Origin of the sequence: Variovorax sp. W2I14 (assembly GCF_050435205.1) — a bacterium.
Classification (GTDB): Bacteria; Pseudomonadota; Gammaproteobacteria; order Burkholderiales; family Burkholderiaceae_C; genus Variovorax; species Variovorax paradoxus_C.
This window is the reverse complement of sequence record NZ_JBNDJX010000001.1, coordinates 1,249,365-1,267,860: the sequence shown is the minus strand read 5'-3', so window position 1 is coordinate 1,267,860 and position 18,496 is coordinate 1,249,365. Positions and strand designations below refer to the sequence as shown.

Annotated in this window: 18 protein-coding genes; 3 read left to right on the top strand and 15 right to left on the bottom strand. The window is 67.7% G+C overall.

The window, feature by feature from the left end:
• Positions 1-10: 10 nt before the first annotated feature.
• Entirely contained in the window at positions 11-841 is an 831-nt protein-coding gene (locus QF040_RS05945) for a dienelactone hydrolase family protein (RefSeq protein ID WP_429610224.1), read from the bottom strand.
• Positions 842-947: 106 nt separating this feature from the next.
• Between QF040_RS05945 and QF040_RS05940 the strand changes: the two genes are divergently transcribed.
• Positions 948-1,928 carry a GlxA family transcriptional regulator gene (locus QF040_RS05940; protein WP_429610223.1) on the top strand — a complete coding sequence of 327 codons (981 nt, stop codon included), beginning with the start codon at positions 948-950 and terminating at the stop codon, positions 1,926-1,928.
• A 66-nt stretch (positions 1,929-1,994) separates the two neighbouring features.
• Complete coding sequence (locus tag QF040_RS05935; protein WP_429610222.1) at positions 1,995-2,510, top strand: N-acetyltransferase family protein; 516 nt, start codon at positions 1,995-1,997, stop codon at positions 2,508-2,510.
• Positions 2,511-2,519: 9 nt separating this feature from the next.
• On the opposite strand, the gene QF040_RS05930 is transcribed toward QF040_RS05935, so the two are convergent.
• A complete protein-coding gene (locus tag QF040_RS05930; RefSeq protein ID WP_429610221.1) occupies positions 2,520-3,464 on the bottom strand; it encodes a LuxR C-terminal-related transcriptional regulator in 945 nt (314 codons plus the stop codon).
• A 401-nt stretch (positions 3,465-3,865) separates the two neighbouring features.
• On the opposite strand from QF040_RS05930, the gene QF040_RS05925 reads away from it, so the two are divergent.
• The gene (locus QF040_RS05925) at positions 3,866-4,642 is read left to right on the top strand and encodes a helix-turn-helix domain-containing protein (RefSeq protein WP_429610220.1); all 777 of its coding nucleotides are present in this window, start codon (positions 3,866-3,868) and stop codon (positions 4,640-4,642) included.
• 27 nt (positions 4,643-4,669) lie between these two features.
• Here the strand turns inward: QF040_RS05925 and QF040_RS05920 are convergent, their stop codons facing one another.
• The 13 genes from QF040_RS05920 to sctS all read right to left on the bottom strand — a co-directional run bounded on the left by QF040_RS05920 (position 4,670) and on the right by sctS (position 18,492).
• Positions 4,670-8,470, bottom strand: coding sequence for a hypothetical protein (locus QF040_RS05920; protein ID WP_429610219.1), 3,801 nt, complete (start codon positions 8,468-8,470; stop codon positions 4,670-4,672).
• A 138-nt stretch (positions 8,471-8,608) separates the two neighbouring features.
• Complete coding sequence (locus QF040_RS05915) at positions 8,609-9,640, bottom strand: EscU/YscU/HrcU family type III secretion system export apparatus switch protein (RefSeq protein ID WP_429610218.1); 1,032 nt, start codon at positions 9,638-9,640, stop codon at positions 8,609-8,611.
• A 4-nt stretch (positions 9,641-9,644) separates the two neighbouring features.
• Positions 9,645-10,427, bottom strand: coding sequence for a type III secretion system export apparatus subunit SctT (gene sctT, locus QF040_RS05910; protein ID WP_307644878.1), 783 nt, complete (start codon positions 10,425-10,427; stop codon positions 9,645-9,647).
• A 34-nt stretch (positions 10,428-10,461) separates the two neighbouring features.
• Positions 10,462-10,950 carry a serine kinase gene (locus QF040_RS05905; protein ID WP_429610216.1) on the bottom strand — a complete coding sequence of 163 codons (489 nt, stop codon included), beginning with the start codon at positions 10,948-10,950 and terminating at the stop codon, positions 10,462-10,464.
• Entirely contained in the window at positions 10,947-12,293 is a 1,347-nt protein-coding gene (locus QF040_RS05900) for a FliI/YscN family ATPase (protein ID WP_429610215.1), read from the bottom strand. Before QF040_RS05900 ends, QF040_RS05905 begins: the two co-directional genes overlap by 4 nt.
• Complete coding sequence (gene sctL / locus QF040_RS05895; protein ID WP_429610213.1) at positions 12,290-12,928, bottom strand: type III secretion system stator protein SctL; 639 nt, start codon at positions 12,926-12,928, stop codon at positions 12,290-12,292. Before sctL ends, QF040_RS05900 begins: the two co-directional genes overlap by 4 nt.
• On the bottom strand, positions 12,910-13,608 hold the full coding sequence (locus tag QF040_RS05890) for a SctK family type III secretion system sorting platform protein (protein WP_429610212.1): 699 nt from the start codon (positions 13,606-13,608) through the stop codon (positions 12,910-12,912). The genes sctL and QF040_RS05890 overlap by 19 nt, the downstream gene beginning before the upstream one ends.
• A 6-nt stretch (positions 13,609-13,614) precedes the next feature.
• Entirely contained in the window at positions 13,615-14,439 is an 825-nt protein-coding gene (gene sctJ / locus QF040_RS05885; RefSeq protein WP_429610211.1) for a type III secretion system inner membrane ring lipoprotein SctJ, read from the bottom strand.
• 7 nt (positions 14,440-14,446) lie between these two features.
• Complete coding sequence (locus tag QF040_RS05880) at positions 14,447-14,860, bottom strand: hypothetical protein (RefSeq protein WP_307644883.1); 414 nt, start codon at positions 14,858-14,860, stop codon at positions 14,447-14,449.
• Between the two features lie 59 nt (positions 14,861-14,919).
• Entirely contained in the window at positions 14,920-15,126 is a 207-nt protein-coding gene (locus QF040_RS05875) for a hypothetical protein (protein WP_021004014.1), read from the bottom strand.
• 143 nt (positions 15,127-15,269) lie between these two features.
• Positions 15,270-16,442 carry an FHA domain-containing protein gene (locus QF040_RS05870; RefSeq protein WP_429610208.1) on the bottom strand — a complete coding sequence of 391 codons (1,173 nt, stop codon included), beginning with the start codon at positions 16,440-16,442 and terminating at the stop codon, positions 15,270-15,272.
• A 2-nt stretch (positions 16,443-16,444) separates the two neighbouring features.
• Positions 16,445-18,229 (bottom strand): type III secretion system outer membrane ring subunit SctC, encoded by a 1,785-nt coding sequence (gene sctC / locus QF040_RS05865; RefSeq protein WP_429610207.1) that lies wholly within the window; start codon positions 18,227-18,229, stop codon positions 16,445-16,447.
• Positions 18,226-18,492, bottom strand: a complete 267-nt coding sequence (gene sctS, locus QF040_RS05860) for a type III secretion system export apparatus subunit SctS (RefSeq protein WP_307644886.1) — start codon at positions 18,490-18,492, stop codon at positions 18,226-18,228. The genes sctC and sctS overlap by 4 nt, the downstream gene beginning before the upstream one ends.
• Between the last annotated feature and the right edge of the window lie 4 nt (positions 18,493-18,496).

Here is an 18,496-nt window from a genome sequence, read left to right as displayed (position 1 = left end):
GATCGTTCGGCTACTTGGAGATCAACCGGCGCGCGAAGAACGAAAGGATTTCGTCGCGCGCCGCGATCGTCGGCTGGCCCGCTTCATCGATGAGGTGGGCCGTCACCACGCTGTGCGGGCTCGCCACCAGCTGTTCGAAGAATGAGGGCAGCGACGCCTGTTTGGCCGCGCTGTCGGGCAGCACCCGTGCGACGAAGCGGGTGCCGAGCGCTTCGGCATACGCGGCAAAGCGCTGCGCGGTGCAGAACTTGTCGCCCTCGAAGCGATAGGCCATGACGGTCAGGTCCTCGCGGTCGAGGCGCTGTCTCACCGCCAAGATTTCCTCTGGCGATATCTCGATGCCCCCCGGGTTGTCCAGCGGCAATGCCGGCTGCGACAGCACCGGTGCGAGCACCGAAGGCTCCAGCATCATCGTGAGCGCGAAGTTGCCGGTGAAGCACATCCCGATGGCACCGACGCCCGGCCCGCCGCATTCCTTGTGCGCCAGCCGCGCGAGCGATTGCAGCCACCGCGTCACCGGGCTCGACTTGTTGACCGCGAAGGCGCGGAACTCGGCGCTCACGCAGGCATGCTGGAACACGGCCTTGCCCTCTTCTGCATCCGCCACCGCGCCGTCACGGCCGAACAGCGATGGCATGTACACGGTGAAACCCGCATCGCGCACCCAGCGGGCAAAACGCGCGACGTGCGGGCTGATGCCGGGCATCTCGGTCATGACGATCACGGCCGGCCCGGTGCCCGCGACGTAGACCTTCTTCATCGCGTCGTCCACGATGATCTCGCGCCGCTCGAAATCTTCGAGCGGATCGGTCCGGTTCAGGTTGCGTGTCGTCGTGGGCATCGTGGCTGGCTCCTGCGGGTCTTGGTGTGGATCGAAGCGCCTATTACACGTGGCGAGTCGCTAGACTGACAGTGTCCAATTTGACGTTTATCAAGCGTTTCAAGCCATGCACGATTTCACTGTCCTGGTGTTGCCCAGAGCCTTTGCCACCAGTGTTTCCATCACGCTCGACGTGCTCGATGCCGCTGCGGGGTTGGCGCCTGGCCTCAAGATGCCGAAGCCGACATGGCGCGTCGTGTCGCCGGACGGCGGCATGGTCCCGCTGAGCAGCGGCGTGCAGGTGGCGACCTCGGCAATTGCTGCGCGCGCCCGTCCCGACACCTCGACATGGATCGTTCCCGGCCTGGGCGTCGACCGCCCCGCCGATCTGGCCGAACGCCTGGCCGACGACTGCGCCACCCGTGCCATCGCCGCCGTGCGCCGCCACGCCGCGCGAGGCGGCGCGGTGGCCGCATCGTGCTCCGCCGTGTTCCTGCTGCAGGCTGCGGGCGTGCTGCAGGACCGGCGCGCCACCACCACCTGGTGGCTCGCGCCGGAGCTGCGGCGCATCGAACCTCGCTGCAACGTCGATGCCGACCGCATGGTCTGCGCCGATGGGCCGGTCAGCACGGCGGGTGCTGCGTTCGCGCAGTCGGACCTCATGCTCCATCTGCTGCGCACGCGCTTCGGCCCGTCGCTGGCCCATGCCCTCGGCAAGGTGCTGCTGATCGATGGGCGCGAAGCGCAGGCGCCGTTCGTCGTGCCCTCGATGATGTCCAACGGCAGCGAGCTGATCCGCCGCCTGACGCAGCGCATCGAATCGTCGCTGCCACGTCCACCGAGCGTCGCGCGCCTGGCCGACGAGTTCGCGATGTCGCAGCGCACGCTGGCCCGCCACGTGCGCGCTGCAACGGGCCTGGGTCCGCTCGCACTGGTGCAAAGCGTGCGGCTGTCGCGGGCCAGGATGCTGATCGAGACCAGCCGGATGACGATCGATCAAGTGGCCACGCAGGTCGGCTACGAAGATGCCACGGCGCTGCGACGCCTCATGCGCAAGGCGGCGGGCGCCACGCCGAGTAAATTCCGCGCGAACCTTCAGGCGTCGTAGAAACCGGGTTGTGGTCGCGCGCACAAGCCGTTCCTGACAGAATCGGGCCGCCCAAAAAGAGCCGCCGTGACACCTCCTCCCATCTCCATTCGGCCTGCGCGCGCAGCCGACGCGCACACCCTCGCCGCCCTGTCGATCCAGGTCTGGCTCGCCACCTACACCGAGGGCGTGAGCGACCTCTTCGCGCGCTATGTGCTGTCGGAATTCACGCCCAAGAAATTTCTCGCGCTGGTAAATGCGCCCGATGTCTCGCTGCACATCGCCGAGGTCGATGACCGCCTCGTCGGCTATGCGCTGGTGCGCTCCGGCGTGCCGCAGCCCTTGGCGCCCGAAGCCGATTCCGAACTCTGCAAGCTGTATGTGCAGGCGCCGTTCACGCGACACGGCGTGGGCTCCGCATTGCTGCGGGCGGCACGCGCGGGCAACGATGGCCTGTGGCTCATGGTCAACGTGCAGAACCTGCGCGCCTGCCGCTTCTACGAGAAGCTTGGCTTCGTGGTTCGCGGCAGCACCGACTTCGTTCTTGGCGACGGCAGGCACAGGAACCATGTCCTGGCGATGCCGCGCGCTGGCGCCACCTGAGCCGGGCTGCTACAGCTCGCCAAGCACGCCGAAGTCGCTATCGCCCTGCTGCACCGCATTCACGAGCTGCACCCGGTTGCGCGCGGCGAAGCGACGCCGCAGCTGGCGCATGTGGTAGTCCACGGTGTGCGACGACAGGTCCAGGCGGTTGGCGATCTCCTTGTCGCTGCGGCCCTGCAGCAGGTGCTGCAGGATGTCTTGCTGGGTCGCCGAGATCTCGATGCGCCCGGTGCCCGGCGCACCGACGATGCGCGTGTGGCGCGACACGTACTCGTGCACGCTCAAGCCCAGGATCAACCCCTGCCCGATCACGCTGTCGGTGATCCAGTGGCTCCCGGGCCTGCGCGACAGCAGGCTGATCACCGTGTGCTGGTTCACATGCGTGGGCGAGGCCAGCCGAAACAGAAGACCGCTGCGGATATCGCTCGCGTGCAGGTCGCCGAGAAAGCGCTGCCGCAGGCCGCTGGGGTCTTCGGGCGCCTGCGCCGCAAGCGCTTCGAGCTGGGCCACGTCCCACGCCAGCGGCAGGCTCGATGCGGGCACGCCCTGCTGGCGCAGGTCCACGCCGCAGTAGTTCTGCGCGAAGTAGCGCCGGGTCCATTCGGGGTTCGCATACGCGGTGAAGAAGCTCAGCGGCCACCATCGACCGCGCATGTATGCCACCGCCCCGTAGCCCAGCCAGTCGAAGTCGAGCGTGTGAAGCATGCCGCGCACCAGCTCTGCGCGGGCTTCGATGCTGGGTGCTTCCAGCAGGTCGCCGACGATGCTCGGCACGCCGCCGCCATGGCGGTCGACGCCGGGCGGCAGGTAGAGATGCTCCTCGGAATAGAACTGCGGCGCCGGACACCCCGGTGGCAGCTGGGTGTCAGCACCCGGCGGCGGTGCGGGTTCGGAATCGTTGGTCTTCTGCAGCGAAGCCGCCGCGACGCGTTGCAACATGGTGGACAGAATCATGGAATGCCCGATAGGTGTTCCGCGTGCACCGGCCGGTGCCGCAGGCTTGCAGGCAAATTACCAAAGCGCAACTCCGGCGCCTTGTAGATTCTTAGCTTCGCACACGTTCCAGCCGCGGTGCGCACGCACGGCGACGCCATGGGAGGCGGCCCTGTACGACAACTGAATACCTTCGCCTGAACCATGCGCGCAGGTCATCAGGTCATGCAGGATCGAACCTTCACACGCGGCGGTGGCGCTGGCATGCTGCTTGCACCTCACGCCCCGACACCTGAAGTCTCTCTTCAACCCGTCTTTCGATGGACCTCCTTGCCTCCCGCTATTGGCGAGACGTTGACCTCACAGGTCTTCAATTCACTGCCAACCGCTTCCTGCACCGCGAGATGCGGCCTCACCGGCACGTGGGCTTCACGCTTTCGGTGTCCGATGTCGAACTGCGCGTGCGAACCGGCAACCACGTCACCGTCGTGCCGCCGGGCACGCTGCTGCGCATCGCGCCGCATGTCTGGCATTCGGTGCAGGCGCGCACGGCACCATGGCGCGAAGATGCCCTCTATTGCAGCTTCGATGTGGCCCGGTGCATCAGCCCCCTGCTCGGCGAGACACGGATCGCGCGCGTGGAAGAGAACACGGGCGTTTCGGTGTTTCTCGACGCGGCGGCGGGACTCGAGTTTCTCGAGTGCCACCGGCTGCTCTACGAACCCACCAGCACCGGCAACCAGGAGGACGTTGCCGCGGGCCGCGACCTGTTGCGCCGGCGCCTCGCGCAATGGATTCCGCCGCTGGCGCCGGCAACTGCGCAGGTGCCCGAGATCGGCGACGCGCGCCTGGACCGGCTCTACGAACTCATCGCGTCGGGCTTTCATCAGCGCATGACCCTCGACAGCCTCGCGGAGGCGGTCGGCTGGCATCCGGTGCATGTGCACAGGCGGTTCCGGGCCGCATGGGGTTTCACGCCGCACGAGATGCTGGTGGGCCATCGCATCGAGTACGCACGCGACCTCATCGCCGGCGGCGCGCGCGTGACCTATGCGGCGCACGCGGCGGGCTTCGCGGACCAGAGCCACCTGCACAAGACCTTTCTCAGCACCTATGCCGTGCTGCCCGGCGACTACCGAAGGCTCGCCGCGCTCGATGCGCTGCAGCCGCCTTCGGCCAGGAACGGCATCGTCGGCTAGCGCTGCCACGACCGCCAACCGAAGACCTCAGGCCACGCCCGATGACGCCGGCTCGCGCCGCTGCCCGTCGAAGGGGCCGGGCGCAAGGATGACGGGGCTGCCCGTCTGGTTCGCGTCGGACCATTCCTTGACCTGCTTTTCCCAGTCCTTGCCGAGCACGCCAGGACCCGCGTCTTCCATGTTCCTGAAGTAGTCCTGCAGCGACTTGGTGTTGGTCTCGATCTCCGAGGGCTTCGCGAGTTCGTAGATCACGAAGCCCGTGATCGTGAGTCCCAGCCCGACGATGAAGAACGGACCGGCCGCGGCGCCGCCCAGCAGCCCGACTTCGGCCAGCCCGCCCAGCGTGACGGAAGCGGCCCCCAGCAACTCCACCGAACCGGCGGCCACGTAGCCGTTGTTGCCCTGCTCCAGTCCTTCCTTGATGTGCGAGACGCCGAAGTACGCGGACAGCGGACCGGCCGCAACGTCAAGTGCCGCGATGGCGCCCTTGATCGGCAAGGCCGCATAGCGCAATGCGCGTGCGCCGTCGGTGGCCGCGGTCGCGGCCTCCGGTGCAATGGCGAAGCGGCCGAGCACCGCGGCGTCGGTCGCCTTGCCCGCCGCCGCAAGGCCTGCCGGATAGCCAGTGGGCGCACGCACGTAGGTTTCGTTCAGCAGCTTGCCGTAGGCCTCGAAGCGGGTGCCCGGCCGCGCCGATCCGGAGGTGTGCGTGTCGGCGATGCGGTGGCCGATGAAGTCGGCATCCTTCGCGGCGAAGCCCGCCCCCTGCAGGGCGTTGGCCACGGCCTTGGCGTCCGACATGTCCACGTTGACCAGCGCGCTCGACTGCTTGGCGATCGACTGGCCCAGCGGCGAACTCGCCTGCTCGCCCGTGGCCATGGAAAGAAAGCCCAGGCGTGCGTCGCCGTTGACCTTCAGCGCCTCGATTTCCGCCGGGGTGAGCTTCAACTCCGTCGCGCCGGTGGATATCTTCTCGGCGATCCCCGCGTTGTCGTACTCGATGCCCTTGAACAGCGTGCGCTGCGGGTTCATCTTGTCGGTCAGGGCTTTCTGCACCGCGTCCTTGTCGGCCAGGTTCACGTCCTTGAGCGCATCGCTCATCTCGCCCATGGTCGGGCGGAACGACGCCTTGGCTTGGTTGATGACCTGGCCGAAGGAGCCCTTGTACTTCAGGCCCACCGCATCTGCCAGGTGCGAAGTGCCGAACACCTTCGACTCGGTCGCCGCGCCGAGCTTGAGGTAGTGCTCGCCGTAGGACAAACCGATGTCCACGTGGGTCAGGGTCTGCATCCACGCGTTGGTGTCGCCGTTCTTGAGCTTCTGCAGGAACTGCGGATCGTGGAACTTGTCGTTCGCCACGATGAGATTGATCATGCCGGCCGCGCTGGCCCATCCGCCGTTGTCGTTGATGGAGCGCAGCAGTTGCAGCTTCGACTTCGCATCGTCGGGCGTGATTTCGCCCGCCCCTTGCTGCCGGGTGATCTCGCTCTCGACCTGCTGCACGTTGCCCGGATCCCCGCCTTGCGCATCGACCTTCTTGATCAGCTTGAAAAGCTCGCCGGCCGCGCGCCAGTTGTCCGCCGTGTTGCCCACGACCTGCCCGGTGCCGCGGAAGAACCAGCGCATGGCCGTGATGGTTACGTAGGTCGCGCCCTGGCCGGCGTCGTCGTCGGTGGTGCTCGGCCGTACGCCGCCATAGGTCTGCTCGAACACGCGGTTGCCGATCTTGTCGGCGGCCTTGGTCGCGAGCTCGGGGTCGAAGGCCTGGATGTTCAGCAGGTCCTTCTGCACGGCGGCGTCGCGCGCCTCGGGCGAGAGCGAATCCAGGTAGGCCGTGTAGTCGGGCGAATCCATATAGGCGGCGTATTGCTGCGCAATCGACTCGCGCGACAACTTGCCATCGAGCGTGCCATCCACGGCCTTCTTCAGGTCGTCGCTGCCCAGGGTGTCGAGGGCAGGATTGGGCTTGGCCGGGGTCGTACCCGGTTCCGGCAAGGCAAAGCTCAGGCTGGTGTCGAGCGTGCCGCGCATGGCTGTCGTGTTCTGCAGCGCCTTCCACGCGTCCACGGCCGATTGGGGCGCGTCCTTGCGCAACGCCACGTATTGCGGGGGGTTCTGCGTGTAGGTGGCGTTGTACTGGTCGCGCTGGTCCAGCTTGACGTTGCGCACCTCCAGGTAGGGCGCAGCGGCGGCCGCGTATTGCTTGGCCTGGCGGTCGGATATGCCCAGCAGCTCATAGCCTTGCCCGATGACGTCGGCGCGCTGCTGCGGCGTGAGGTCCGGATGATTGGCCGCCAGCTGTGCATCGAGCTTGCTGACCGTCACGTTGTCCGGCCCCGATGCGTACAGGCCGCCGAAGGTCGGCATCTGGCCGCTCTGCCCGGCGTCTTTCTTGAGTTGAGCGAGCACCTCCAGGCTCAGGTCCTTGGTGAGCGGGTCCACCACGGGCTGGCTGCCCGGCACGCTTTTCTGCACATTGGCCAGCCAGGGGGCGCCCTTGTCCAGAAGGAATGGCGATTGAGGCGGCACCAGCGCCGGCGGGGAGGTCCCGGGTATCCGGGCATTGGCGATCAGCGTGTTGCCACGGACCTGATCGGCCGCCGTGAAAGGCAGTCCGTTGCCCTGGGTGTAGAAGGAACCGCCCAGGTAAGGCGGCTGCGAGCGCGTGCCGCCTCCCTGGCCGTAGGCCGGGTACGAATTGCCTTCGCCATGCGTGAGCCCGGCCCACAGCGCATCGCGCTTGGCGCCGGGCGCTGCACCGTTCGGAAAATACTTGGGAAACTGCGCGTCGAACTGCTTCTGGTAGTCGCTCGCGAACTCCTTGGTGAACTCGGGCTTCTCCGTCAACTCTTTCAGGCCCGCGGCCACCTTGTCCTTGTCGATCAGGCCGTTGGTGATGACCTTGGAAGGCATGTCCTTGCGATAGCTTTCGTCGCTCAGCGTCACCCCGCCATCGATCGCACCCTGCGCCTGCACGAGCATGGCGAAGCGGCGCTTGTCGGAGCCTTCGGGCGCCTCGGCGTACTGCTTCATCAAGCCGGTCATCGCCGCCTCGTGCAGCGTGGCGCCATCCACGCGCGTGGTGGTCACGTCGGCGGCGGTGGGCAGGGCTGGTGCCGGCGGCTTGGGCATGGCGGGTGCCTCCAGCACGTCGGGCTTCACGCGCAACCACTCCTTGTCTTCCAGGCCGTCGAGATCGCGCTTGCCGGGTGCGGCAGGCGGCGTTCCGGGGTTGCTGTTGGCCGTGGTGGGGTCGAACTGCGGGTTGAGCGCAAGAATCTGCTCGCGCGTCATGCCGCTTCGCCGCGCGAACTGCTCCAGGCCTTCGCCGGGACGGACCTGACCGAACTCGTCGGCGTCGATGGGCTTGGTCATCACCGGCGCGGTCGGCTTGTCGTAGAAATCCACCGAGGCCTGCGCCTGCTGGACTTTGGTTTGCGCATCGCGCGTGGTCTGCGAGGGCGCGGTCGCGCCCTGCTTGGCGTCCGTCAATTTCGACTCCGCGAGCGCCTGCTCCTTCTCCTTGAGCACGGCCTTGGCCTGCAGCTTGGCGGCCTCCTGCTCCTTGGCCTTCGCCGTGTCTTCCAACTTCTTTGCGTTGTCCTGTTCGGCCTTGTCGCTGCTGGCCTTGGCCTTGGCGGTCGCTTCGTCGGCGGCCTTGCGGGCAGCTTCGGCGGCCTTGCGTGCTTCTTCCGCCTTGCGGCGGGCTTCCTCGGCCTGGCGCCGTGCCTCCTCGGCGGCGCGGCGCGCGGCGTCCTCGGCGGCCCTCAGCGCGGCGGCGTCATTGGGGCCCTGGGTGGCAAGGCCGGCGGAAACGGGTGATGTCATGGTTTCAACTCCTTTGAATTGCGGGAGCCCACTCCCGCGCGGCGGGCAGGCTCTGGGGACACACGAATCGGTTGGCGCAGCGGCGCGCCCGAGCGCCGCCTGCCCGGGTTGCCCGGGTCGCTTGGATTGAGGTCGGCCTCATGCATCGCCCTGCGCCCACCGAAGAAGCCGGGCCACCGGCGCGTACAACGAACGTGGAATCGGCTGGTCCACCGGCACCTCTGCGTAGATGCGCTCGGCCAGCGAAGGCTCGAATTCCATCGGCACCAGCCCTTCGCCGGCAAACCTGCGCATCTGCGCGGCCACTTCGCCTTCGCCGCGCGCGATCACGCGCGGCAGGTCGCTCTCGCCGAGGTACTGCAGGGCGACGGCGGTGCGCGCCGAATGGATCACGGCCGACGCCATGCGCACCCGGTCGCCCAGGCTCGCGTACACCGCCTCGAAGTGCGCGGAGCGGCGGCGCGACTGGTTGATCGGGTCGCCCTCCACTTCCTTGTATTCCTGGCGGATGTCGTCGATGGACATGCGCTGCTGCTTCATGAACTCGAAGTGCTCGTGCGCATAGTCCACCGCCGCCATCAGCGCGTAGATCACCACCGCCCATCCGAAGGCCACCAGCACCATGTGGGCAGAGGCGGTCATGATCGCGGCCGGGCTCGCGTAGCCCAGCTTGAGCGAGGTGTCGACGAAGCCGCGCACCACCACGAACATCAGGCCCGCGAGCAGCGCGGTCTTCACGCTCATCTTCAGCAGGTTGACGAGATTGCGCGTGGAAAAAATGCGCTGCAGCCCCTGGGCCGGGTTCATGCGGCTCACATCGGGCTTCAGGCGTTCCCAAGCGGCCACGCCACCCACCTGGGCCAGCGAACCCACGATGCCGGCCACCGCTGCGATGGCCATGATGGGCAGCGTGCCCCAGAGCAGTGTCTCGCCGGTGTGCAGCAGCAATTCGCCGAAACGATCGTCGGGCTGCGTCAGCAGGCTGGTGCTGGTGGCATGCAGCCACAGTTCGCGAAAGAGGCTGTAGAGCGTGCCGCCGCCCAGCCACATGCAGACCACGACCACGGCGAACACGATGGTCGAGGCCACGTCGTTGCTGAACACCACTTCGCCGCGCTTGCGCGCATCGCGCAGGCGTTTGGGTGTGGGCGGCTGGTCTTTCTCTGCCATGGTCCTAGAGCGTGGCCCGCAGGAAATCGAGCACGCCGTTCTCGGGCCGCAGGAATTCCTGCAGCGACTCGTATACGAAGAAGACGAACAGCAGCATCATCAGGTGCGCCAGCAGGCTCTTGAGGGGCTGCGAGAACACGAACACGTTCAGCTGCGGCGCCACGCGGCTGATGAGGCCCATGCCCAGCTCGACCAGCAGCAGCACGAAGACCACCGGCGAGGCGAGCTTCACGATCCACAGGAACAGCGTGTCGCCCTGCCGTATCGCGAACTGCTCGATCACCAGGCCCAGGTTCGGAAAGAACGAGGCCACCGGCCAGAGCCGGTAGGAGTCGACGATCACGCCCAGCATGGCCAGCAGCCCGCCGGCCGAGACGAACAGCGTGATCACCATCCAGCCGAGGAATTCGCCCGTGGGGCCGTTCTCGTGGCCGGCCACCGGATCGAAGAACGATGCGTTGCTGGAGCCGGTCTGAAAGTCGATCAGGTCGCCCACGCTCTGCACCGCCCAGATGAAGATGCCGAAGCCCAGGCCCAGCAAAAGCCCGATGAAAGCCTCCTTGCCGGCAATGAGCACCCAGGTGCCGATGGAAGCGATCGGCATGTCGCCGGCCACCGGCGACATGAACAGCGCGAGCAGCAGCAAGAGGCCGTTGCGCACGGTGCCGGTGATCATGCCGCCCGAGAGAAAAGGAACGACCGCGAAGATCGCGAACAGCCGCGGCAGCGTGAGCACCACCGACGAGAAGAACCGCTCGATGCTGGCCAGTTCGATGGAGGAATCCATGGCAGTGCGTGTTCCTGTGCCTGTACTTGCTTCTCTAGGCCGGGCGTCGGGCGGCCCAGGCCTGCGATGCGGTTTCCTCGGACGCCTCGTCCAGCCGCTGTTCCTGCACGCGCAGTTCTTCGGCGCGCGCGCGATGCGCCATCTGCTGCGCCTTCTCGACGTCGCCGCTGGCGGCGCGCAGTTTCCGGCGGCTGGCATCGAGCGTCTGTTCGCGTTGCGCATGGGCCTGCCCGGCTTGCGAGGCAAGCTGCGCGGCCTCGGCGATCTGCGTGTCGAGCGCACCGCTCCAGGCGCCTGCATGCCGCAGTTGCGCCACGCTGCACTGCCCCTGCGACAGCGCACCGACAGTCGACTGCCAATGCAGGGCCTTGTTCCGCACCTGCTGCTGCGCCCATCCCTCGGCCTGCTGCAGTTCGGCGCGGCTCTGGTCGGCGGCCGCGCGGTCGCGCGCGACGATGCCCATGGCCACGGTCTTCTGGCGCTCGCGCACGCCGACCAGCAACTTCCAGTCGATGCCGCTCATCGTGACGCTCCCGCGCGTTCGCCAAGGTATTGCAGCGCCTCGACCGACTCGGCGTACGGCAGGCTGGTGCCCGGGGGCTGCGACAGGAATTCGAGCATTGCGGGCCGCGCGCGGATCGCCTCGTCGGCGAGCGCATCGGCACCGGGCTTGTACTCGCCGATCTGCACCAGGAGTTCCATCTCCTGGTACTTGGCCAGCAGGCTGCGGAAGTGCGCCGCCGCCGCGCCGTGCTCGGGCGTGGTCACCAGGGGCATCACGCGGCTGATGCTGGCCAGCACATCGATGGCCGGATAGCGGTTGGCCGCCGCGATCTTGCGCGACAGCACGATGTGGCCGTCGAGGATCGAACGCACCTCTTCGGCGATGGGGTCGTTCTCTTCGTCGCCCTCGGTCAGCACCGAATACACGGCGGTGATCGAGCCGGTCTTGCCCTGCCCCGCGCGCTCCAGCAACTGCGGCAGCATCGAGAAGATCGACGGCGGGTAGCTGCGCCGTGTCGGCGGCTCGCCGCTCGCCAGGCCGATCTCGCGCTGTGCGCGTGCAAAGCGCGTGAGCGAATCGACCAACAGCAGCACCTTCTTGCCCTGGTCGCGAAAGTGTTCCGCGATGGTGGTCGCCACGTAGGCCGACTTGATGCGCTCCATCGGCGGCCGGTCGGAGGTGGAGACCACCATCACCGTCTTGGCCAAACCTTCGGGGCCGAGGTTGTGCTCGATGAATTCCTTCACCTCGCGCCCGCGCTCGCCGATCAGCGCGATCACGTTCACCTCCGCGGTCGAGCCGCGCGCGAGCATGCCGAGCAAGGTGCTCTTGCCGACGCCTGGCGGCGCGAACACGCCGACGCGCTGGCCCTCGCCGAGCGTGAGCAGGCTGTCGAGGGCGCGAATGCCGGTTGCGAGCGGCGCATCGATCATCCGGCGCGCCAACGGGCTCACCGGCTCGCGGTGCACCGGCAATTGCATGTGCGTCTTCAGCGGGCCGCGTTCGTCGATGGGCTGGCCCAGCGCATCGAGCACGCGGCCCAGGAGGTTGGCGCCGACCGGGCAGACATGGCCGCGCCCGGTGGGCACCACCTCGGTCAGCGCCGAGATGCCGGTGATCGGCCCGAGCGGCGTGAGGATCGCGGTGTTGTTGCGAAAGCCGACCACCTCGGCCAGCAGCGGTGGCTCGCCCGGCGTGACCAGTTCGCAGAGTTCGCCCACGTGGGCCTGGATGCCCGAGGCGTCGATCAGCATGCCCACCGCCTTGCTGACCCGTCCGCGCATCGCCACCGGCGTGACACGGCCGAAAGCCTGCTCCAGGTCGGCGACGACGCCCAAGGCCGCCTCGGACAGCGGGTTCATCGGCCGCTCCCCTCTGCATCGGCGATGCCGCTGCGCTCCACCGCGCGGCGAAAGGCCTCCAGTTGCGCATCGACGCCGATCTCCAGCACGCCGGAGGCTGTCTGCACCACGCAGGCGCCCGCGGGCAACGCGGGATCGACCGCGAGGTTCACGGTCATCGTCCAGTTGGCCTGTGCATGCAACCGCGTCAGCACGTCGCGCAGCGTGGGCTCCTGTGCAGGCGCCACGCGCACGGTGATGAAGGGTTCGTTGCGGATCAAGGTGTCCACACGCAGCAGCGCAGCCTCGAACAGGGCCGCCGGCTCTGCATCGGCGATGAACTGGCCCACGGCCTTGACGACGATCTGCGCCATCGAGGCGCGCAAGGCGTGCAACTGCCGCTCGGCGGCCATGGTGTCGGTCACCAGTTGCGTGGCGTACTCGGCCTTGGCGCGCTGCAGGCCTTCTTCATAGCCCTGCTTGCGGCTGGCCTCGGCTTCCTTGGTGGCCAGTTGCACGATGCGGCGCGCCTCGCGCCGCGCCGTGTCGACCACAGCCGATGCATCGAGCAGCGCCGCGTACTCGTTTTCCTTGAGCACCTTGCGCTCGCTCAGGAGCTGCAGGTTCTCGGTGGTGATCAGAAAAGCCAGTCCCATTGCGGCAGTCTTTCGGGAACGATGCACGAGAGCATCAATTCGTTGAGTTGCTGGGCCTGGCGCGCCTGCAGGGTCGGCACGCCGAGCGACGAGATGCGCCGCGGCAATTTGTGGCGAAGCCGCTGCAGCACCGCATCGCCCTCGGTCGCCGCAGCCGCCAACAGCAGGCGGTGGCCGCGCTCGACGACCACGCGGCCGGTGGCGATGGGCCGCTGCTGCAGCAAGGCGCTGTCCATGTGCAGTTCGGTCAGTTGCGGCACGCGCTCGAGCACGAAGTCCACCGCGTCGGCATCGAAGCGCCGGGCCTGGCGGCGGATCTGCGCGCCGGCACCGCCGCGCAGCCTGAAAAGCGGCAGGTGCACGCAAAAGCCCAGGTAGGCAGCGAGCCGGCGCAGCGCCGCCGCATCGAGCAGCGCCACGCGCTTGAGGCGCGCATCGAAGTTGTAGTCGCCGGTGCCGTTCACCGGCAAGGGCCCGCGCCGCAGCTGGTTGGCGAGCACCGCCCGTCCGGCCTCTCCCAGCCGCGCGGGCATGCGGTGGCGGGCCGGCCAGTTGGCGGGCAGCCAGCTGGGATGCAGGTCGGCCTCGGGGTGCAGGTTGAAACGCATCACCAGGCGCACGAGATCCATCGGGCCGGGGGCGGCCTGCGGCGTGTCGGGTGCGATGGTCGATGCCGGCATCTGCGATCAGCGCCTGAACACCTGTCGGCGCGTCCAACTGCGCCAGTCCAGGCCCTGCCTGCGCAACAGCGTGGGCAGCGCCATCAGGCAGATGGCGGCCAGCAGCAGCAGGCCGAGCAGCACCACGGCGGTAGAGGTCGAGAACAGGCCCAGCACCAGCGGCTGACCTTGCGCCCCGCCTGCATTGCGCACACCGGCGCCCGCAACGGCGGGCCTGCGCGCCTCGAACAGCGACAGCGACACCTGGTCGTGCGTGAGGCCCTCGATGCTGTGCGCCACCATGTCCTTCACGGCCGGCGCCAGGAGGCGGATGTCCACGTCGGGCCGGTGCTTGATGAACACCGCTGCCGACGAAGGCCGGATCTTCTCGCTCAGCGGATCGTTGGCCGGAATCACCACATGCACGCGCGCGGACACCACGCCGTCGACATGGCGCAACGTCTGCGACAGCTCCTGCGAGATGGCGTAGATGTAGCGCATGCGCTCCTCGGACGGCGTGGACACCAGGCCCTGCTTCTGGAACACCTCGCCCATGGTGGCGTAGCGCTCGTTCGGCAGGCCCTGGGCACGCAGCACGTCGAGCGCGGCGCCCATGCGGCTTTCGTCGACTTCGACCTGCCAGTTGTTGCCCTCCACGCGGCTCTTGGCGGCGTCGATGCCTTCGCCCGACAGGGCGGCGACGATCTCGTTGGCCTCCTGCTCGTTGAGATTGGAGTAGAGACCGACCTTGCAGCCGCCCAGCGCGAGCAACAAGGCCAGCACCGCGAGCCAGCGGCCGCGGCGCGGAATGGGGGAAAAGGAGCGCGAGAAGAAGACGAAGAAGAAGTTCACGGCATCCTCACTGCTGGTTTTTCAGCAGCGTGCCGAACAGGCTGGTAGCGGCGCTCGCCAGGCCCGTGGAAATGTGCATCTTCGCGAACATCATGTGCGCCTCCATCGAGTGGTCGGTCATCGCGAACATGGTCTTGATGGGGTCGGACATGTCGATCGACTCGAGCATGCTGTGGCGCATTTCCTCGTAGGAGCGCACGTTGCCGGAGAACTGCGCCGCGAGCGCCTTGGCGGCGTCGCCGAGCGCACTGGGCGCCGCCACCGAGGAAGGCGGCGCCTGCACGCCCTGCATCATGTTGGCGAACATGCGGGTCTCGCCTGGATCGAAGCGAGAGGCGGTCGTGGCCTGCTGCTGCGCGGCAGGCCCGGACACTTCGGCCGGCGGCGCGCCCGCTGCGACCAGTGCGGTGGGATCGGTCATGGTTCACCTCCTTGGGAAAAAAGGCCGCGCGCCGCCACATGGCGACGCGCGGGCCCTGCTTACGACGACTTGGCCGATTGGCGGATGTCGTTGCCGGTGGACTTGGCCACCTCGCCGCCGGCGGCGCTCGCACCATTGACCGTGTGCGCGGTGGACGCCGCGCCCTGGATGCTGGTGGAAGCGGCCATGCTGGCCGACATCAGACGGGCGTTGTCCGCCGCGGCCTGGTTCATCTGCTGGATAGAGCTGTCAACTGCGCCTGCCATATTTATCTCCTGGTCAAGTTGGACGATTCACGAGGTTTGAAGCGCTCCGTCCCGGCGGGACGAAGCCATTCCACGCAGAGTGCGAATGCACTGCCGCATGAAATCCGGGGTGCGCGCGATGAGGCTGTCGTGCCATTTCTTCTTCACCGTGCGCGTTTGTTGTCTGGCACGCCGCCGCTCAGGACCAGCCCGTCGGCGTCGATGCGCTTGAGCTCGGCGCCGGAACGCAGCACCGAGCCTTCGTAATACCGGTTGCCGTTGGACAGCTGGATGTGGCGCAGGCCGTTGCCGTCCTCGGTGATGCTCACCATGCGCGCGGGCAGCAGGTTCTGCCAGCCGTCCCATTGCGCGCGCATGTCGGCGTCCTTGTTGTCGGTGGCCGGCTTCTCGCGGTACTGCACCTTGTCGGAGACCAGCACCGAGGGATGCAGGTCTTCGCTGAGCCGGCGAATCTTCTGTCGCACCGCAGCGTCTTCCACCGTGCCGGTGAGCACCAGCCGGCCCTGGCCTGTATAGGTGACGGCCACGCCGGGGTCGGCCACGTAGCGGCGCGCCTGCTCGACCATGTCCTCGGCCGAATGCACGTTCACGCTGACCTTGCTGCCGAAAGGCGCCATCGCCCGCTGCAGGGTTTCGCGGCGCTGCTTCGACTCCACGTAGCCCTTCACGCTGAACAGCCCGCCCTGCGCGGCCACCACCTCCACTTCGGGGAAAGGCACGAGCACCTTTTCCACCTCGGCCAGATTCACGCTGCCGGCGGCGCGCGCGCCGGAGCCCGCATCGCCGAGCGACACCGCAGCCAACCCGAGCACGGCCAGCAAGGCAATCACCCCGCCCACCCAATAGCCCAGGCGCCGCGATGAAGGCACCGGTTCGCGCACCGGCACGCCGCCTTCGGGCTGGGCGCCGTGCGCGGGCGCGAACATGCGGTCTTCCCGTGCGTTGGCGGGGTAGCTGCGATCCAGCTGGAAGTCGATCTGCCCCAGGCTCACGACGTCGCCCGCCACCACGCTCTTGCGCGGCTGCTGCATCTCCTGGCCGTTCAGCCGCGCCGAAGCGGTGCCCAGGCGCTGCATCGACACCACCAGCTCGCCGACGGTGAACGCCAGGTGGCGCGGCAGCACGTCGCCGCCGGGCAGCATCACCTCGCATTCGCCGCCTGAGCCCAGCACATTGAGTCCGGGCTTGAGCGCGATGGTGCGGCCCTTGACCGCGCCGCTCAGGAAGCGCAGGCACCAGCCGGCACCCGCGGCCGCGGCCGGTTCGGGCTGCGGCGCACCGGTTTCCTCGTCGAAGGCAAGGTCAGGGTCGTGCACGCTCAGCCTCCCACTTCCGGCAGCGGCAGCTGCGGCACGTTGGCCGTCGAGCCCGGCAGCACGAGGCGCGGCGTCAGCAGATAGAAGCGCTCCATGTTGATCTGCTTCTTGTCGTTGTACTTGAAGAGATTGCCGACGCCCGGAATGTCCTTGAGCACCGGAACGCCCGATGTGGCGGCGCTCCTCTCCTCCGACGAATAGCCCGCGATCAGCAGGCTCGCGCCCTCGTCCACCAGCGCCTGCGTGTTGACGGTGCGGCGCCGCACGATCGGGATCTTGTCGACCGACTGCGCGCTCAGGTCGCCATCGACGATGTCGATGGACATCATCACGGCACGGCTGCCCTTCTCGTCGATCACCAGCGGCGTCACGCGAACGGCGGTGCCGGCCGTCACGCTGAAGAGCCCGGCGTCCTGGAAGCCGTCGACACGCACGTAGAACTCGCTCAGGTTCTCCAGCACCGCTTCGGTGTTGTCCAGGGTCATCACCTTCGGACGGGCGACGAAGTTGGCATTGCCGTTGGTGGCCAGCGCGGTCACGCGGGCCAGCAGGTAGTTACGCGCGCTGTTGCCGATGGCGGCGGTGAACATGCTGCCCAGCGGCGTGAGCGGATTGCCCAGGCTGTCGGAGCCGCCGACCTGCCCCAGCTCGCTGCCCGTGCCGCCCCATGTCATCTGCCCGCGGTCGCCGCGCCCGATCTGCAGGTCGCCATGCCGCCCGTGCAGCCGCCAGTCGATGCCCAGGCTGCTCAACGTGTCGGAGCTGATGTCCATGATCGTGACTTCGATCTCGACCAGCCGCGGCTTCACGTCCATCGCCTCGATCAACCGGGTGTACTGCGCCATGCGGTCGGGCATGTCGCGCACCAGCACCGCGTTCATGCGGGTGTCGGCCTGGAACTGCGGCAGCTCGTTGCCGATCGACGGCCCCGCGAGGCCGCCGCCGGTTTCGGCATTCGGCGTCATGCCGGCCATCTCGATCTTGGGCGCGGTGATGGTCTCGCCGCTGCGCAGCTTGATCTGCCGGTTGGCGCCGACCGAGAACGGCGCGCTCGGCGCACGGCCCCCGCTGCCGCCCGATGGATTGCTGCTGCGGCCATACAGGCTGCGCAGCACATTGGCCACGCCCGGAATCACCGTCTCCTTGCCGGAGCGGTTGATCTTGAAGTCGGAGGCCCAGGCGTACTTCAGCGGAAACAGCCGGATCTCCGCGCCTTCGGCCAGCGCGGTGCGCTGGTCCGCCAGCTTCACGGCCTGCCGCACCATCTCCACGTAGCGGCGAGGCCCGGTCACATAGACGCTGGCGTCGCGCTCGCTGATGCTCAGCGGATAGCGCTCGTCGGAGATGTGCAGGCGCACCAGCGTCTCGGCGATGCGGCCGGCGTTCTCCGCCGCGATGGGCAGCACCTCGCTCTTCGCGTCGGCAGCCAGGTCCACGAAGAGGAATGCACCGTCGAAGTACCAGGTGAGGCCGTTGACCGAGCACACGCTGTTGAGAATGGCCAGTGCCGGACCGGCGAACTTGCCGCTGATGACGCCGGCCACCTTGGGATCGATCACCGCCGTGACGTTCTGCGACGACGCCAGCTCGCGCAGGAAGTCCAGCAACGGCTTCTCGTTGGCGACGATCTGGAAGGGCCGGTTGTTCCAGCGCAGCTCCGCGGCCTGGCTTTGCTGGTGCGCGGCCAGCAGCATCAGCGCGGCGAAGCCGAACAGCAGGAAGGCCTGTTGGCGCAGAAGGTTGATGCGGACGGCGATCATGCGGGCGAAACGGGTGAAATGCTTCACGGCAGCGAACCCAGCGTCTGGAAGGCCCGCTCGGCAAAGCGCATCACATCGCGCCCGAGCCAGCCCGCCGTGGCGATGATCGCGACCATCACCGCGATCAGCCGGATCGACTGGCCGATGCTCTGGTCCTGCACCTGCGTCACGGCCTGCAGCACCGCCACGATGAGCGCGGTGAGCGTGGCCACCACCACCACGGGCAACGAGATCCACAGCACGAGGAGCAGGCCTTCGCGGGTGATGTCCAGGATGTTCTGCGGTGTCATGGCT